Below are 13,875 nucleotides of genomic sequence, written 5' to 3'. Positions count from 1 at the left end.
TCGTCCCGCCGATTGACGGAATCCTTCACGCTCGTCCTGCGCATGGGTCGACAGAGCAGGAGGATGCGGGGAGGTCGCATAGACTCACGACGCAACTCCTCTTGCCGAAATCCGGCATGCCGAGAACGGAGAAGTCGGTGTTCGTGAGGTCACTCACCGGGCTGGACTCCCCGCTTGGGACTAGCCGCAGGTAGCCTGTGACGCACGGCACCGCGCTCGTACCAGCCTTGACTGCGGTTCACGATCCACACGACCGATAGCATCACTGGCACCTCGATCAGAACGCCGACCACCGTCGCCAGCGCCGCGCCGGATTTGAACCCGAACAAGCTGATGGCTGCTGCCACCGCGAGCTCCAAGAAATTGCTGGCGCCGATCAGAGCCGAGGGACCCGCGACGCAGTGCTGCTCGCCCGCGATCCGGTTGAGCAGGTAGGCCAAGCCAGAGTTAAGGTAAACTTAGATCAGGATCGGCACTGCCAGCATGGCGATGATCAGGGGCTGCCCGGAATATGAGTGCCTGACCGATGCCGTCAGCAACGAACATGCATAGGAATACATACTCAGCGGCAGCGAGATACGTTCGGCATGCCTCAGGACTTACAGATCGCAGGTCTCAGCCCGATAAGCCATTCGATGACTAGCCTTTGGGCTGACGGCATGACGCCCCGGTGCAGGGTTTTTGCCGCCACGCTGAAACCAGCCCGCACGTCGGGAATTCCCCTCGTTAATGTATGTTGGCCCAAGCGACCTGGACGCGTCGCGCCAGGCTGAAAACAAAGGTCAAGGAGAAACCCTATGCCCCACGACGCTTCTGGCGACGTGCGCCTGCCGCGTGTCGACGAACTGCATCCGGACGTGGCTACCTTCATGATCGCCCGAGCCTTCGCGGAAGTCTACCGGGATGTGTTGAAGGAACCGGTGCCGGAGAAGCTGGTGGCCATCCTCAGGCGAATGGAAAGCCCTCGAGGGCGACCATGAGCGACCAACAGTACGAGCTGCACATCGCGCTGGTCGTGGAGGACGATCCATATGTCCGTCAGCTCGCTGCTGCCCTGCTGGAGGAGGCCGATCTCAATGTGGTGGAGGTGGAGAGCGCCGAAGCGGCGCTGGACGTCCTTCAGGAGCGCGGGGGCGAGGTGGCGATGATCTTTGCCGACGTCAGGCTGGCAGGCGTGATGGACGGAGTCCAATTGGCCAAAGTGGCATGCACGCTCTGGCCGACGATCCGGGTCGTGCTCACCTCCGGTGCCGCAGGCGACTGGTTGGACGATCTGCCGGACTGCGTCACCTTCATGTCGAAGCCCTGGCGTGGCCTCGACATCCTGGTTCAGGCGGATAAGGCCGTGCGCGAGCCGCAACCGGCGGTGGCATGATGGAATCCTACGGATTTCCCACTCCGCCCGTGGTCCTCGTGGTTGACGATGAGCCGCTGGTGCGCATGACAGCTGCCGATGAGTTGGATGAGGCAGGTTTCCAGATCCTTGAGGCTGCGAACGCCAACGAAGCACTCGGGGTGCTGGAGGAGCGCGCCGGCGAGGTGCAGGTTCTGTTTACCGATGTGAACATGCCTGGCTCGATGGATGGCTTGGCCTTGGCCGAGCAGGTCCACCAGCGTTGGCCGCATGTGCTTCTGCTGATCTCATCCGGCTATGCCCAACTGCACCCTGCGGAGATTCCGGATCACGGTCACTTTGTACCGAAGCCCTAAATTGGGGCCACTCTCGTGCGGCGCATCACGGAGATGATGCAGACCCTGCGTCGGACCTAGAGCGGCCGGTCTGCACAAGGCTTCTTGTCATGAGCGCGTCGCCGGTCGCGGCAAATGCTGTCGTGTTGTCGAAGATGCACCAAGTCTCAACATCTGCTGTGGCGTCGCTCACGAGCCGCTCTGAGAGGCCCGCGAGATAATCTGGACTGTAGGCAGAGTAGTAGATCTTCGGTGAGCCGTGCAGGCGATAGTACGATAGGCCGCGCCAGCCGCCTGCCTCACCAGCCCCTGCCACAGGGGCAGGATCGGCCGCTACGCGGGCAATCCGAAGTGTGTCGAGCAGGGCCTCGACCTCAGGTGTGAACCAGGAAGCATGGCGGGGCTCACAAACAATGCTCCCCTCGGCCCGGCTCCTCAGCTCGTTCAGAAAGCTGTCAGCGATGCCAGACTGGAAGCTCAAACTCGGTGGCAGTTGAACCAGCAGCGGACCGAGCTTGGGTCCAAGGCCGCTCACCTCGGACAGGAACCGGTCCAGTATATCAGTGACGTCTCTCAAGCGACGCTCATGGGTGATGGTCTTCGGGATCTTCACGGCAAAACGAAAGTCCTCAGGCACTGACGCTGCCCAGCGCTCGTAAGTGACCGGCCGGTGCGGGCGATAGAACGACGAGTTGATCTCGACCGCGTTGAAAACGGCGCCGTAGCGCTCCAGGTGGGATCCCGCCACTGGAAAGGGTGCGGCATGCTCCTTCGGGATGCTCCATGCGGCTGTGCCGATCCGCACTCTGACGCCGGTGCTGCTCGAACTCGGCCGAGGTACCAGGGACATCAGGAGATCTGAAGCCAGAGGATATCATCCAGGGACTCTGCCTTGAGCACAAAGCCCCGGAAATCTGCCGGCGCACGCTGCTGATCCAGCAACTCGTCCGGACTTGCGCTTGGTTGATCCACCATCTGGGCAGGCACTCCGAAACTAACATATTCCGTCCTCGACAATCATCAGGATTGCCGCCGAGTTCCGGCGAAGCTGCCTTCTGGGCCCTGAAGACGACTGCACGGTATTGTGGCGCTTTAACAAACTGAGAATGCTTCCAATGTGCTGGAAGCGGCCACGGCCGAAGAGGGTCTAGCGTTGGTGCAGAACGGTGCGAAGTTCGACCTTCTCGTCACCGATCACCTGATGCCGGGCATGACCGGCTCGGACCTCGCTCGGGCTGTTCAGACGCTCCGGCCGAGTGTGCCGATCCTCGTGATCTCCGGGTATGCGGAAAGCGAAGGCATCGAGCCCGACCTGCCGCGCCTCACGAAGCAGTTCCGTAGGGACGAACTCGTCGAAGGCTTGGCATCGCTGATGAGTGGCAGTTCACTTTAGCGTGGCAGTAGGGATCGGTAGTGCTGGCGGATCTTGTGGTTGCGGAGCAAGTTGGTTCTCCGGCACATGATTGCTCAGTGGCAGCGTCAAAAAGGCAAACAAAAAGCCGCTCCCAAGGGGAGCGGCCTCGATGATCGGGTGCAGGTAAACCTGCGCCGAAGAGAATGGCTTTATGCGTTCTCGATGTTGTTGACGGCAACCTTGCCGGAGCGGCGGTCCTCCGCCGTATCGAAGGCAACCTTCTGGCCTTCGACGAGGTTGCGCATGCCGGCGCGCTCAAGAGCGGTGGCATGGACAAACACATCTTTGCTGCCATCGTTCGGCTGGATGAAGCCGAAGCCCTTCATGTCGTTGTAGAATTTTACAGTGCCCGTAATCATGGGGAAACCTTTCGCGATTGATGCAGATGCACGTGAGCGAAGGCGCGATGAAGCGCGGCCTTGACTCTGTTCGTCGATGTAATGGTAAGAAAGTCCGAACGTGCGCCTGGAAAGACCAAAAGCGAAACGACCCGATTGTCCGGCCAAAATCCGATAAAAACTATATAGGTCATTTATTGATCAATAGCAAGTATTGTCGAAGCCGCCCTCAGTTGCAGCTACATCTCTATCGTTCGCCTTGAACCATATCTGTAGTTCTGCCGTGCCGAGGCAGAACTACTACGCTCCTTATCGGATCTACGGCTCGCTTTCTCTGGCTCGGTTGTGGCGGTGCCGTGGATAAATGTATCGTCCTCGACAACGAGAACATTCATCACGCCCGCCTATGCCTCCTGCAGGTGCAGCTCGATCCTGAGGCTCGCGAGCGCATTGAGAAGGGTCTTATGCGTGGAAGGCTTTCTCACCCAGACAGCATCCACAAACTCTTGAAGGGTTTGTTTGTCCTGCAGATGGCCGGACCAAAGAATGAAGCCTACGCCGCGCTTGGTGAGCTCGGCAGCAAGAGCCTTGCAGGATCCATCCTTCAGGACTGTATCGAGCACAGCAAGATCCGGCGTTTCATTCTCGAGCCAAGCCAGTGCGCCTGCACAGGTGTCGAACGAACCTACGACGGCGTAGCCAGCTTCCTCCAATTCGGCCTGCAGGTTCATGGCAATGATTGCTTCGTCCTCCACGAGGAGAACAAGACGGCGGCTCTGTGAATCAGTGGACATAAGGGAAGTCTCGGCGCGTATTGAAGTGTCCCGGCGGGACGATCATCGAAGCGCCAAGAGGCCAGTCAGGGGGGCGTTTCCCAGACAGCAAGTCTCTTCATAACACGTTTCACGACATTTGCCTAAACTGGCCCTCTGCCTCCATAAGCGAACGAGATCATGCGCTGCAGAAACCGACTGGCCTCCCGGGCGTTCTCCACGATCAGCCCACATGGAGAGCCTGAATGTCCCGTACGGAAACAAAAGACGAGATAAGCTCGCGCAACCCGGATGGGACAGCCCCTCATTCAATGCAAAAGCAGCGGGCCAATACCGATCGTTATAGGCATATGAATACAAGGCCGGGCAGGGCGCCCCGTCCTGGGCAGACCTCTCATTGGAGCCGCTGGCGGTGGCTCGCGCCCGTTCTGGCAGGCTCGGCCGCAGCACTCGGCGCTGCTGTTCTGTACAATCGGCAGAGAGCTGAGGTTGCCGAGCGCAGAACGCCTCCCATAGGCCGGTTCCTCAATATTGATGGCGTGCGTCTGCACTACATCGAGCGCGGTCAGGGTGAGCCTATCGTGCTCATCCATGGCAACGGCACCATGATTCAGGACTTTACCGTCAGCGGTCTCGTGGACCGCCTGGCGTCTCGCTACAGGGTCATCGTATTCGACCGTCCGGGGTATGGCTACAGCAGCAGGCCTCGCCAGCTCTGGACTCCAAGAGCCCATGCGAAGCTATTCCAGCGCGCGCTGGGTCAACTCGGCGTGGAGCAAGCTGTCGTCCTGGGGCACTCCTGGGGCACCCTAGTCGCGGTGGCCCTTGCGTTGGAATCCCCATCGCTTGTTCGCAGCCTCGTGCTTGCCTCGGGCTATTACTACCCAACGCTGCGAGCTGACACGTTCCTGTTCTCACCGCCGGCTATTCCAGTTATCGGCGACGCGATGCGCCACACCATCTCTCCCCTGGTCGCGCGCGCGATCCTGCCGGGCCTGATCAAGCAAATGTTCGCGCCTGCGGAGGTGCCGGAGCGGTTCGATCGCCTGCTCCCCAAGGAGTTGATGCTGCGGCCCTTGCAGCTACGCGCCGCAGCTGAGGACGCAGCCCTAATGACTCCCTCAGTAATGGAGATGCAGCACCACTATCGGGAGTTGCGGATGCCAATTACGATCATCACAGGTGCTGATGATCAGATTGCGGATGTTGGCCGTCAGTCGGAGCGCCTGCATCGAGAATTGCCGCAGAGCGAGTTCATCGCATTGCCGGGGCTCGGTCACATGGTCCACCACCTGGATCCTGATGCTGTCGCCGGTGCTGTGGAGCGAGCGGCACAGCAGGTTGAGGAAGAAGCTGGCGGTCAGCAGCGAGTTGTTCTTTAGCAGTTCGAGCCGAGCGCTATTCAATCAGGAAGTCCGGCGAGATACTGGTCCGTCAGGTAGAACACATCCTGGATCGGCATCGTTGGAACGACGATTTCCTCGATGAAGCCGTGCCGCAGAGCATCCTCGGCAAAATAGATGGTCGTTCGGGTAGCGGCAGCCTCCACATCCTCCACCGAGAGAGGCGCCTCAGCCTTCGGGGCTGTCTCGGATGCTATAACCCGGTGAGTTTTCTGATCGACCGCAAGCAGCTCCATCTCGGATTTCTTCAGATCGGAGTAGCTGTACCAATCGGGCAGGGGAGCCTTCGAGAACTTGGTTTGGTGCACCATGAAGCTGGAGGCTGGGACGCCATACCGCGTCTGGAAGCCGAGGAAGAACAGCACGCCCGCCGAGTCGACGCTCGACATGTTGTAGATGGTGGTGCGCTCGGGCCTTGCTTTGAAGAAGTTATAAAGTTCCATTCCGGAACTCGGATTGCCGCCTCCTGTGACCAGATAGACCACGAACTCGTCCACGCCTCCTTTGGCAGCGCTGACCGAGAAGACATAACTGGTGAGCGCATCGCACATTTTCTTGCTGATGATGGCGCTGCAGTAGATGTGCTGGACGGTGGGCATTGCGGTCTCCCAGTCAGATCTCACGCCGGGCCCATGCTCCCGTTCTAAATGCCTGACCAGGGATATAGACGCGAAGAAGCGAATTGGGTTCAGCGAAAGATTTGGTATTGGCCTTGAACTCACCTGATGCGCCATCCATTTACCATCCATGCAGATGGTACTGGGATGGCAAGTATGGCGAACAACGTTCACGAACTTCGGCCTAAGGCTTCGGACAGTGAGAAGATCACGATCAACCTTGGCTATGTCGATCTGGGTCACATCGACCTCCTTGTCCAGGAAGGCTTCTACTCCAATCGGACCGACTTCATCCGTACGGCTATTCGAAACCAGCTTGATCGGCACAACGATGCTGTCAGGAAATCGGTCGAGCGACACCAACTCGACTTAGGTCTGCGTCATTTCAGCCGCCAAGATCTCGAAGCCGCCCAGGCGGCGGGCGAGATGCTGCACATCCAAGTTCTCGGTCTCGCCAGCATCGCCAGCGATGTCACGGCTGAGCTCGCGAAGCAGACGATTGGGTCTCTGCACGTTCTTGGCACCTTGCACGCCAGCGCCGCCGTCAAAGAGGCGCTGAAGGATCGTATGCGCTGACCATCCGCTAGCACAGCCGCACCCCCGAACCTGCCAGACCCTTCCGGCGTGGAAGGGAAGGCCCTCGCTTTGTCCAACAACAGGACCAGAACCATGAACGCAAACCCGAATATCAACATTCTCGAGGCAACCCGACTGACCCGTGAGGGGCGGCTCGCAGAAGCCATGGCACTCCTTCAGGGAATGCCTCCGTCTGCCCATCAGTCACCCATTGTGGACGAAAACGATCAAGACATAGGCAAGCGCCCAGCCGGACCTGCCGCGCGGATCCTCGATATGGTGCCGCCATCGTCCGGCGGAGGGGCATGGACCGCGCCGAAGTTCACCTTCCCGAACGCCGCGCCCAATGCTTTCAACGGTCCCGCCGCAGGTTTGGATCAAGCGCAGGTACCGGAAGCCCTTCGCGACTTCATCAAACGAATGAGTCAACCTGGCCTGACGCCTGGTCTCGATGGGCTCGTCGGAGGGGCGGCAAGACGTGCACCGCCCCCCCTGCCGGACGGAGCTCGCTTCGAGGAGCGGACCTTTGCCAACGAAGCGGGAAGCCGCACCTACAAGCTTTACATCCCAAGCGGCTACACAGGTCAGCCTGTGCCGCTCATGGTAATGCTGCACGGCTGTACCCAATCGCCGGACGACTTCGCGGCAGGAACGCGGATGAACGAACTGGCTGAGGAGCAGACGTTTCTTGTTGCCTACCCCGCCCAGACCCAGTCCGCCAATGTCTCGAAGTGCTGGAACTGGTTCAACGCTGGCGACCAGCAGCGGGATCGGGGAGAGCCGTCGCTCATCGCCGGCATCACCCGCCAGATCATGCACGACTTCTCTGTCGAGCCGGGACGGGTGTATGTAGCTGGGCTCTCAGCTGGCGGTGCAGCTGCAGCGATCATGGGCACGGCCTACCCGGACCTCTATGCGGCCGTGGGGGTTCACTCAGGACTGGCGTGCGGGGCGGCGCGTGACATGCCCTCCGCGTTTGCTGCCATGCGGCAGGGCGGGGCACCTCATCAGGGTGGAGCTAAGCAGATTGTGCGGACCATTGTATTCCATGGTGATCGCGATACCACGGTGAACCCTGTCAACGGCGACCAGGTCATAGCTCAGTCGAAAGCGGGCTCGGATCTCAGGACAACCGTCAGCCGCGGTCAGGCTCCGGGCGGGATAAGCTATACGCGCACGGTGGCTTGCGATGAAAGCGGGCACCCGTTGCTTGAGCATTGGGTTCTCCACAGCGCGGGCCATGCCTGGTCGGGTGGAAGTCCGGCTGGCTCGTACACCGAACCGATGGGGCCCGATGCAAGCCGCGAGATGATGCGCTTTTTCCTGGAACACCCGAAGCCAACGGGCTCCGTGTAAGTACAAACAGCCCGCCAGACCACAACGAGGGCTGGCGGGCCTCAACTTGATCTCATCCCACAACTCGACAGGGATTGTACCGATAGCCATTTGGGCTGCCCCGCTTCGGAGACCACTCCGCTCCGGAGGGTGGCATGCTCTGAATTGGTTTACCGCAGAGAGCGCCCATAGAAGCATCCGAACACGCTCAAATGCTCTCTAGAGGCCAGTGTTGCCCCTTTCGGGCCTTCAGCGCCCAGCACATGCTGTGTTCGGCAAAACTCCCAATTTCTGCCAACTAAACTCAGAGTGCCGCTCGTCATCAGACTGAGCAATTCCAGTGTTCCTAACCTGGTGGCAGGGGACGAGGACGGGAACCGCTGTCGATAGCGACAAACGTGAAGACTGCTTCAGTCACTTTGATCTGTTCGTCTCCATCCCGGGACCGGCGCCAAGCTTCGACCTGGAACTTCATGGATGTGCGCCCCGTGGAAATCAGATCAGCGTAGACGGAAACCTCGTCACCCACATGAACCGGGGTATGAAACACCATGCCGTCGACAGCAACCGTCACGCAGCGCCCCCGGGCCCGCCGCGCAGCCGCGTTGCCGGCGGCCAAGTCCATCTGCGCCATCAGCCAGCCACCGAAGATGTCTCCTGCGGGATTGGTGTCCGAAGGCATCGCGATCGTTCGAATGACAGCCTCACGCACCCTGGTGTTCCCAACTGTCATAAGTTTCCCTCTTCCTCGTTCCAGGTGCGTTATTCAGTGCTCCAGGATAGGCCTGATCTCCTGGAGATTTCCAATGGTGTGCTCCAAGTGGCGGCGCAGCGCCTGGGAGGCCTCTTCGTTCCGCTCACCTTCCAGCAGGTCGAGGATCTGGAGGTGTTCCTCGCATTGCTGGCGGTAGCGCTTGCGGTCGACCATCGAACGATACGAGAGCAGGCGCCGGACCCGGTTGATCCGCCGGACTGCTTCCAGAAAGAACGGATTACCGGATGCACCGATGATCGCCTCGTGAAACCGCACGCCGCGCTCGTGGAGCGCAGCGGCACTGTCGGTTTCGATGGCGCCGCCCAGGAGCCGGAGTTCCGCCTCGCGACAGCGGACCGCTACATCAGGATCCAGGCGGTAGGTCGGCTCCAGCAGTGCCGCCGGTTCGAGAGCCAGGCGCACCCGGTAGGTCTGCTCCAGGCTGTCCGGTGTGGTCAGCATGGGTGAGAAGGACCAGCCATATCCGGGCCGGCGCTCCGCCCACCCTTCCTGGGCGATCCGGCCCAGCACCGCATTCAGTTGCGCCTTCGTTATTCCGTAGGTTTCCTTGAGGTAGACCTCGGAGGCAGGATCGGGCAAGCGGCCGTGAAGGTGATCCTCGGCCATCCTGAAGTAAACGTCGGAGGCATCATCCCTGGTCGTTAGACCGAGGGTTTCCGGGGATGCATCCTTGACGTCGGACACGAAGTAGCCCCGGTTGCGCTCGTGGGTGAGGACGCCCTTGGCGGCGAGCAGTTGCAACGCCTGGCCCACCGGAAAGCGGGAGACGCTGAACCGCTCGGCCAAGTCTTGCGCTGTCAGATGTGTCCCGACGGCGAGCCCGCCCCCTTGGATATGTTCAAGGATCTGCGCAGCGAGACCTTCGGTCAGCTCGCGCTTTCCGTTGATCGCGCGCCCCTCGGCTGAACTCATGAACATACCCCCGTATTCGCCCTTCGAGGTGGACTGATCCTCTCCTTACCCGATTTGTCGTAATGGCGGTACTCCGGGACAAGAGGCCTCACGATGTACGCTGTCAGCGAAATCGTCCTGTAGCGTGGGAGCACGAAAAGGGGAGCCCGGTTAGGCTCCCCCAAGTTTCGTTTAGGACTTTACGAGGCCGATCGACCGTAGCACGTCACCGACGCGGACCTGCTCTTCCTTGAGGAAGGTCTCGAAGGGCGCACCGGCGAGGTAGAAGTCTTCCCAGCCGCGCTGCTTCAGGATCTCGGCCCATTCCTTGGACTTGACCACCTTCTCGACAGTCTCGGTGAGGGCCTTCTTCTGCTCGGCCGTGATACCCGGACCAGCCATGATGGCGCGCCAGTTCACGACCTCGACGTCCATACCCTGCTCCTTGAGGGTGGGCACATCGGCGTTGGCCAGCCGCTTACCGGACGAGATGGCGAGCGCCCGCAGCTTGCCGGTCTTGATCTGGCTCTCGAACTCGCCATAGCCGGAAATGCCGGCCGTGACGCGCCCGCCGAGCATGGCCGCCAAGGCTTCGCCGCCGCCCGAGAAAGCGATGTAGTTGACCTTCGACGGATCGGAGCCCGCCGCTTTGGTGAAGAGGGCTGCAAGAATGTGATCCGCGCCACCCGCCGAGCCGCCGGCCCATGTGACCTTCGCCGGATCGGCCTTCACGGCATCGGCCAGTTCCTTGACCGACTTGATCGGCGAGTTTGCCGGCACGACGATGACAAGGGGGTCGCCGGTGAGGCGTGCAATCGGCGTCACCTGATCCAGGTTGACCGGCGCCTTGTTGCTCAGGATCGCGCCGATCATGGTGATGCCGTTGACCAGGAGCTGGTTCGGGTCACCCTTTGCCTGGTTGACGAACTGAGCGAGGCCCACGGTGCCGCCGGCGCCGGTGACGTTGACCACCTGGACGCTCTTGGCGAGGCCCGTCTGCGTCAGCACCTGCTGGATCGAGCGGGCCGCCGAGTCCCACCCGCCGCCGGGGCCGGCGGGCGCGATGATCTTGAGTTCCTGCTGTGCGAAGGCCGATGAGGCGACGAGCGTCATGGCGGCAACGGCGACGCCGCGGATTGTCTTGGTCAAGTGGCTCACGAGTTCCTCCCTGGGTTTGCGTGAGATGTTGAACGCGAAGTGGACGTTGCCACTCAGCGCCTGATGCTCGGCGAGGCCTCTCGCCGAAGGGTTTCACCGCTGCCGGTGGTCTCGGATGCGGGCGTCTCGCGGCTTGTGGCCTCCGCGTTGACGACGCGACGCAGGATGAGGGGAATGATGCCGCCGCCGCGCAGGATCTCGACCTCAAGGCCGGTCTCGACGGCGGCCGTAGCTGTGAAGGTCTCGCTCGCGCCGGAGGCACGACGGATGGTGATGGGCACGGCGCAGCGGGGGCTGATCCTTGCCGGATCGGCATCGATCAGGATCTGGTCTCCCGGATACAGATTGAGGCTGTTCGGATGCCGCTCTGCCGGGAGTCGCAGGGGCAGGATGCCCATGCCAATCAGGTTGGAGCGATGAATGCGTTCGAAGCTGGAGGCGAGCACCGCGCGGGTGCCAAGCAGGGCGACGCCTTTCGCCGCCCAGTCCCTGGACGAGCCCATGCCGTAACGCTCACCCGCCACCACCACGACGGAGGAGCCCTCATGGGCGTAGCGCTCGGCAGCCTGGAACAGGGGCAGGTGCTCGCCAGACTCCACATGAACAGTGAAGCCCGGTGCGATCTGGGGGGCAAGTAGATTGTGTACGGACTTGTTGGTGAAGAGGCCCCGGACCATCGCCTCCCAGTTGCCGCGCCGGGATGCGAAAACGTTCAGGTCACGCGGGTTCTCGCCGCGCTGCACCAAGTAATCGGCCGCCTCGCTCCGCGGCGGAACGGCGCCGGCCGGGGAGATGTGATCCGTGGTGATGTCGTCGCCAAGCACGAGCAGGGGATGGGCCGCATAGGTGCCCAGCAGCGTGCCCTTGCCGAAGCCCGCAAAGGGTGGACGCCGGATATAGGTCGAGTTCTCATTCCAGGGAAACAGGGGAGTGCCGGGAGCGTCGAGTACCCGCCAAGTCTCGCTTGCCTCGGCCTCGTCGTACGAGGTGTCGTAGTCGCCTGCATCGATGGCCCTGGCCAGCGCATCGTCGATCTCGTCTCCTGTGGGCCAGAGATCGGCGAGCCGGATGTCTTCGCCGAACGACGAGCGGCCGATGGGGTCAACGAGGATGTCGCGGGTGACGTCGCCCGCAAGAGCGAAGGCGACCACAAGGGGAGGCGAGGCTAGGAAGCCTGCCTCGAGTTGCGGATGCACGCGTCCGGGAAAGTTGCGGTTCCCCGACAGCACGGCGACGGGGAGGATGCCGCGTTCGGCCATGGCCTGCTCAATAACGGCTGGCAGAGGGCCGGAGTTGCCGATGCATGTGGTGCAGCCGTAGCCGACGATACCGAAACCAATGGCTTCCAGATCCGCCAGCAGTCCAGCGCGGCGCAGGTAGCGTTCCGCCGTGGGAGAACCGGGTGCCAGGGAGGTCTTTACCCAAGCCGGTGGGGTGAGGCCGAAGGCACGCGCCTTGCGGGCGACGAGGCCTGCGGCAACCAGCAACCTGGGATCGGAGGTGTTGGTGCAGCTGGTGATCGCCGCGATGGCCACGGATCCGTTGGCGGGCTGTTCGGCTGGTGTTGGGACAGGCCGGGCCGCCAGCAACGGTGCCATTGCCTCGACGGTTCGGCTTGCCGGAATGCGGTCCTGAGGCCGTCGGGGACCGGCGAGGCTGACCTCGATCTCATCAAGGTTGATCTCGACCACGTCAGTGAAACGCGGAGTAGCCTGCGGATCGAACCAGAGGCCTTGCCGCTTGGCGTAGTCCTCGACAAGGCGGATCCGATCGGCGGAGCGGCCTGTCTCACGCAGGTAGCGTAGCGTCTGATCGTCGGTGGGGAAGAAGCCGGAGTTGGCGCCGAATTCCGGGGTCATGTTGGCGATGACGGCGCGATCTCCGGCGGAGAGCGTCGAGACGCCCTCGCCAAAGAACTCGACGAAGCGATCCGCCAGATCAATTCGGCGAAGGCGCCCAGTAACGGTTAGCGCAAGGTCAGTGGCAAGCACGCCCTGCTTCAGACGACCGACGAAGCGAACGCCGACGATCTCCGGCACGCGGATCATCACCGGCATGCCGAAGATTACGCTCTCTGCTTCCAGGCCGCCGACGCCCCAGCCGAGCACGCCGATGCCGTTGATCATCGGGGTGTGGCTGTCGGTGCCGATCAGGGTGTCGGGCATGGCCCAGGACACACCATCCTGTTCCTTGGTGGTGGCCACGGTCGCCAGGCGCTCCAGGTTGAGCGTGTGCATGATGCCGGTGCCGGGCGGATGGACCTGGAATCCAGTCAGGGCACGCGTGGCCCACTTCATGAACCTGTAGCGCTCGGCATTGCGCCCGTACTCACGCTCCATGTTGCGTTGAAGGGCATCGTGGGAGCCGAACACGTCGACGCCCAGCGAGTGATCGGTCGAGACGTCCACAGGCAGGACGGGGTTGAGACGGCGCGGATCATAGCCGGCCTCAGCCAGAGAGGCGCGCATGCCAGCGATGTCCACCAAGGCCGGGCCGCAGGTGGTGTCATGCATCAGGACGCGGCCTGGGAGGAACGGGATCTCTTCGGCGCTGCGGCCAGTGCCGAGCCAGTTCAGGATCGCCGCCTTGGCCCGTAGGGCATCCTCGCCTGCATTGCGGAGGACATTCTCCAGCATGATGCGGAGAATATGCGGAAGACGTTCGAGATCGGCGCCTCCTGCCGCAGGAAGGTCGACGATGCGGTGACGGTGGCCCGCAATCATGATGTCGGTGGTCTTCGGCATCGGACCCTCCTGCGTTTCCTTGGAATTTTTGTGCTGCCTGGCTCTTTAGGACCTCGCAGGCTTCGTGTTGAGCAGATATTTGCATAATATCAAATATAAATGCAACATTAATTGCATTTCTTAGGTATGAAATGTTCAACGATTTTGATGCCAGCGGGCCAA

Annotated in this window: 15 protein-coding genes and 1 pseudogene; 7 read left to right on the top strand and 9 right to left on the bottom strand. The window is 61.5% G+C overall.

Features of this window, described 5'->3' with window-relative positions; translation table 11 throughout:
• Positions 1-149: 149 nt before the first annotated feature.
• Positions 150-503, bottom strand: a pseudogene (locus JKG68_RS01605) (arsenic resistance protein); the annotation flags it as partial.
• 294 nt (positions 504-797) lie between these two features.
• On the opposite strand from JKG68_RS01605, the gene JKG68_RS01600 reads away from it, so the two are divergent.
• Genes JKG68_RS01600 through JKG68_RS01590 form a run of 3 tightly spaced genes read left to right on the top strand, consistent with a single transcriptional unit; the run spans position 798 to position 1,710 of the window.
• Positions 798-980: a hypothetical protein gene (locus tag JKG68_RS01600; RefSeq protein WP_202055324.1), complete on the top strand. Its 183-nt coding sequence runs from the start codon at positions 798-800 to the stop codon at positions 978-980.
• Positions 977-1,375, top strand: coding sequence for a response regulator (locus tag JKG68_RS01595; RefSeq protein ID WP_202055323.1), 399 nt, complete (start codon positions 977-979; stop codon positions 1,373-1,375). Before JKG68_RS01600 ends, JKG68_RS01595 begins: the two co-directional genes overlap by 4 nt.
• Complete coding sequence (locus JKG68_RS01590) at positions 1,372-1,710, top strand: response regulator (protein WP_202055322.1); 339 nt, start codon at positions 1,372-1,374, stop codon at positions 1,708-1,710. Before JKG68_RS01595 ends, JKG68_RS01590 begins: the two co-directional genes overlap by 4 nt.
• 25 nt (positions 1,711-1,735) lie before the next feature.
• Here JKG68_RS01590 and JKG68_RS01585 read toward each other — a convergent pair whose 3' ends face one another.
• On the bottom strand, positions 1,736-2,539 hold the full coding sequence (locus JKG68_RS01585) for a DUF72 domain-containing protein (protein ID WP_202055321.1): 804 nt from the start codon (positions 2,537-2,539) through the stop codon (positions 1,736-1,738).
• Positions 2,540-2,806: 267 nt separating this feature from the next.
• Here JKG68_RS01585 and JKG68_RS01580 point away from each other — a divergent pair, with 267 nt between their 5' ends.
• Positions 2,807-3,082: a response regulator gene (locus tag JKG68_RS01580; RefSeq protein WP_202055320.1), complete on the top strand. Its 276-nt coding sequence runs from the start codon at positions 2,807-2,809 to the stop codon at positions 3,080-3,082.
• A gap of 170 nt (positions 3,083-3,252) precedes the next feature.
• Here the strand turns inward: JKG68_RS01580 and JKG68_RS01575 are convergent, their stop codons facing one another.
• Both JKG68_RS01575 and JKG68_RS01570 read right to left on the bottom strand, forming a co-directional pair.
• On the bottom strand, positions 3,253-3,462 hold the full coding sequence (locus JKG68_RS01575; protein WP_202055319.1) for a cold-shock protein: 210 nt from the start codon (positions 3,460-3,462) through the stop codon (positions 3,253-3,255).
• Between the two features lie 383 nt (positions 3,463-3,845).
• Positions 3,846-4,235, bottom strand: a complete 390-nt coding sequence (locus JKG68_RS01570) for a response regulator (RefSeq protein WP_202055318.1) — start codon at positions 4,233-4,235, stop codon at positions 3,846-3,848.
• A gap of 329 nt (positions 4,236-4,564) precedes the next feature.
• Between JKG68_RS01570 and JKG68_RS01565 the strand changes: the two genes are divergently transcribed.
• On the top strand, positions 4,565-5,596 hold the full coding sequence (locus JKG68_RS01565; RefSeq protein WP_202055317.1) for an alpha/beta fold hydrolase: 1,032 nt from the start codon (positions 4,565-4,567) through the stop codon (positions 5,594-5,596).
• A 20-nt stretch (positions 5,597-5,616) separates the two neighbouring features.
• On the opposite strand, the gene JKG68_RS01560 is transcribed toward JKG68_RS01565, so the two are convergent.
• Positions 5,617-6,216 (bottom strand): ATP-dependent Clp protease proteolytic subunit, encoded by a 600-nt coding sequence (locus tag JKG68_RS01560; RefSeq protein WP_202055316.1) that lies wholly within the window; start codon positions 6,214-6,216, stop codon positions 5,617-5,619.
• A 174-nt stretch (positions 6,217-6,390) separates the two neighbouring features.
• Here JKG68_RS01560 and JKG68_RS01555 point away from each other — a divergent pair, with 174 nt between their 5' ends.
• Together JKG68_RS01555 and JKG68_RS01550 are read left to right on the top strand one after the other, a co-directional pair.
• Positions 6,391-6,810, top strand: a complete 420-nt coding sequence (locus tag JKG68_RS01555; protein WP_202055383.1) for a ribbon-helix-helix domain-containing protein — start codon at positions 6,391-6,393, stop codon at positions 6,808-6,810.
• Positions 6,811-6,903: 93 nt separating this feature from the next.
• Positions 6,904-8,166, top strand: coding sequence for an extracellular catalytic domain type 1 short-chain-length polyhydroxyalkanoate depolymerase (locus JKG68_RS01550; protein WP_202055315.1), 1,263 nt, complete (start codon positions 6,904-6,906; stop codon positions 8,164-8,166).
• Between the two features lie 325 nt (positions 8,167-8,491).
• On the opposite strand, the gene JKG68_RS01545 is transcribed toward JKG68_RS01550, so the two are convergent.
• The 4 genes from JKG68_RS01545 to acnA all read right to left on the bottom strand — a co-directional run bounded on the left by JKG68_RS01545 (position 8,492) and on the right by acnA (position 13,713).
• Complete coding sequence (locus tag JKG68_RS01545) at positions 8,492-8,878, bottom strand: acyl-CoA thioesterase (protein ID WP_202055314.1); 387 nt, start codon at positions 8,876-8,878, stop codon at positions 8,492-8,494.
• A 33-nt stretch (positions 8,879-8,911) separates the two neighbouring features.
• The gene (locus JKG68_RS01540; RefSeq protein WP_202055313.1) at positions 8,912-9,832 is read right to left on the bottom strand and encodes a GntR family transcriptional regulator; all 921 of its coding nucleotides are present in this window, start codon (positions 9,830-9,832) and stop codon (positions 8,912-8,914) included.
• A 171-nt stretch (positions 9,833-10,003) separates the two neighbouring features.
• Complete coding sequence (locus JKG68_RS01535) at positions 10,004-10,969, bottom strand: Bug family tripartite tricarboxylate transporter substrate binding protein (protein WP_376773098.1); 966 nt, start codon at positions 10,967-10,969, stop codon at positions 10,004-10,006.
• 53 nt (positions 10,970-11,022) lie between these two features.
• Positions 11,023-13,713: an aconitate hydratase AcnA gene (gene acnA, locus JKG68_RS01530; protein ID WP_202055312.1), complete on the bottom strand. Its 2,691-nt coding sequence runs from the start codon at positions 13,711-13,713 to the stop codon at positions 11,023-11,025.
• Positions 13,714-13,875 lie beyond the last annotated feature (162 nt).

Source organism: Microvirga aerilata (genome assembly GCF_016743775.1).
In the GTDB taxonomy this organism is placed as follows: Bacteria; Pseudomonadota; Alphaproteobacteria; order Rhizobiales; family Beijerinckiaceae; genus Microvirga; species Microvirga aerilata.
Note: the sequence above shows the minus strand (reverse complement) of the source record. Positions and strands in the feature narration are given on the sequence as shown.

What these genes read in the sequence shown, in the direction of transcription:
- JKG68_RS01600 (WP_202055324.1), top strand. Translation starts at nt 798, where the DNA reads ATGCCCCACGACGCTTCTGGCGACGTGCGCCTGCCGCGTGTCGACGAA.
- JKG68_RS01595 (WP_202055323.1), top strand. Translation starts at nt 977, where the DNA reads ATGAGCGACCAACAGTACGAGCTGCACATCGCGCTGGTCGTGGAGGAC.
- JKG68_RS01590 (WP_202055322.1), top strand. Translation starts at nt 1,372, where the DNA reads ATGATGGAATCCTACGGATTTCCCACTCCGCCCGTGGTCCTCGTGGTT.
- JKG68_RS01585 (WP_202055321.1), bottom strand. Translation starts at nt 2,539, where the DNA reads ATGTCCCTGGTACCTCGGCCGAGTTCGAGCAGCACCGGCGTCAGAGTG.
- JKG68_RS01575 (WP_202055319.1), bottom strand. Translation starts at nt 3,462, where the DNA reads ATGATTACGGGCACTGTAAAATTCTACAACGACATGAAGGGCTTCGGC.
- JKG68_RS01570 (WP_202055318.1), bottom strand. Translation starts at nt 4,235, where the DNA reads ATGTCCACTGATTCACAGAGCCGCCGTCTTGTTCTCCTCGTGGAGGAC.
- JKG68_RS01565 (WP_202055317.1), top strand. Translation starts at nt 4,565, where the DNA reads ATGAATACAAGGCCGGGCAGGGCGCCCCGTCCTGGGCAGACCTCTCAT.
- JKG68_RS01560 (WP_202055316.1), bottom strand. Translation starts at nt 6,216, where the DNA reads ATGCCCACCGTCCAGCACATCTACTGCAGCGCCATCATCAGCAAGAAA.
- JKG68_RS01555 (WP_202055383.1), top strand. Translation starts at nt 6,391, where the DNA reads ATGGCGAACAACGTTCACGAACTTCGGCCTAAGGCTTCGGACAGTGAG.
- JKG68_RS01550 (WP_202055315.1), top strand. Translation starts at nt 6,904, where the DNA reads ATGAACGCAAACCCGAATATCAACATTCTCGAGGCAACCCGACTGACC.
- JKG68_RS01545 (WP_202055314.1), bottom strand. Translation starts at nt 8,878, where the DNA reads ATGACAGTTGGGAACACCAGGGTGCGTGAGGCTGTCATTCGAACGATC.
- JKG68_RS01540 (WP_202055313.1), bottom strand. Translation starts at nt 9,832, where the DNA reads ATGAGTTCAGCCGAGGGGCGCGCGATCAACGGAAAGCGCGAGCTGACC.
- acnA (WP_202055312.1), bottom strand. Translation starts at nt 13,713, where the DNA reads ATGCCGAAGACCACCGACATCATGATTGCGGGCCACCGTCACCGCATC.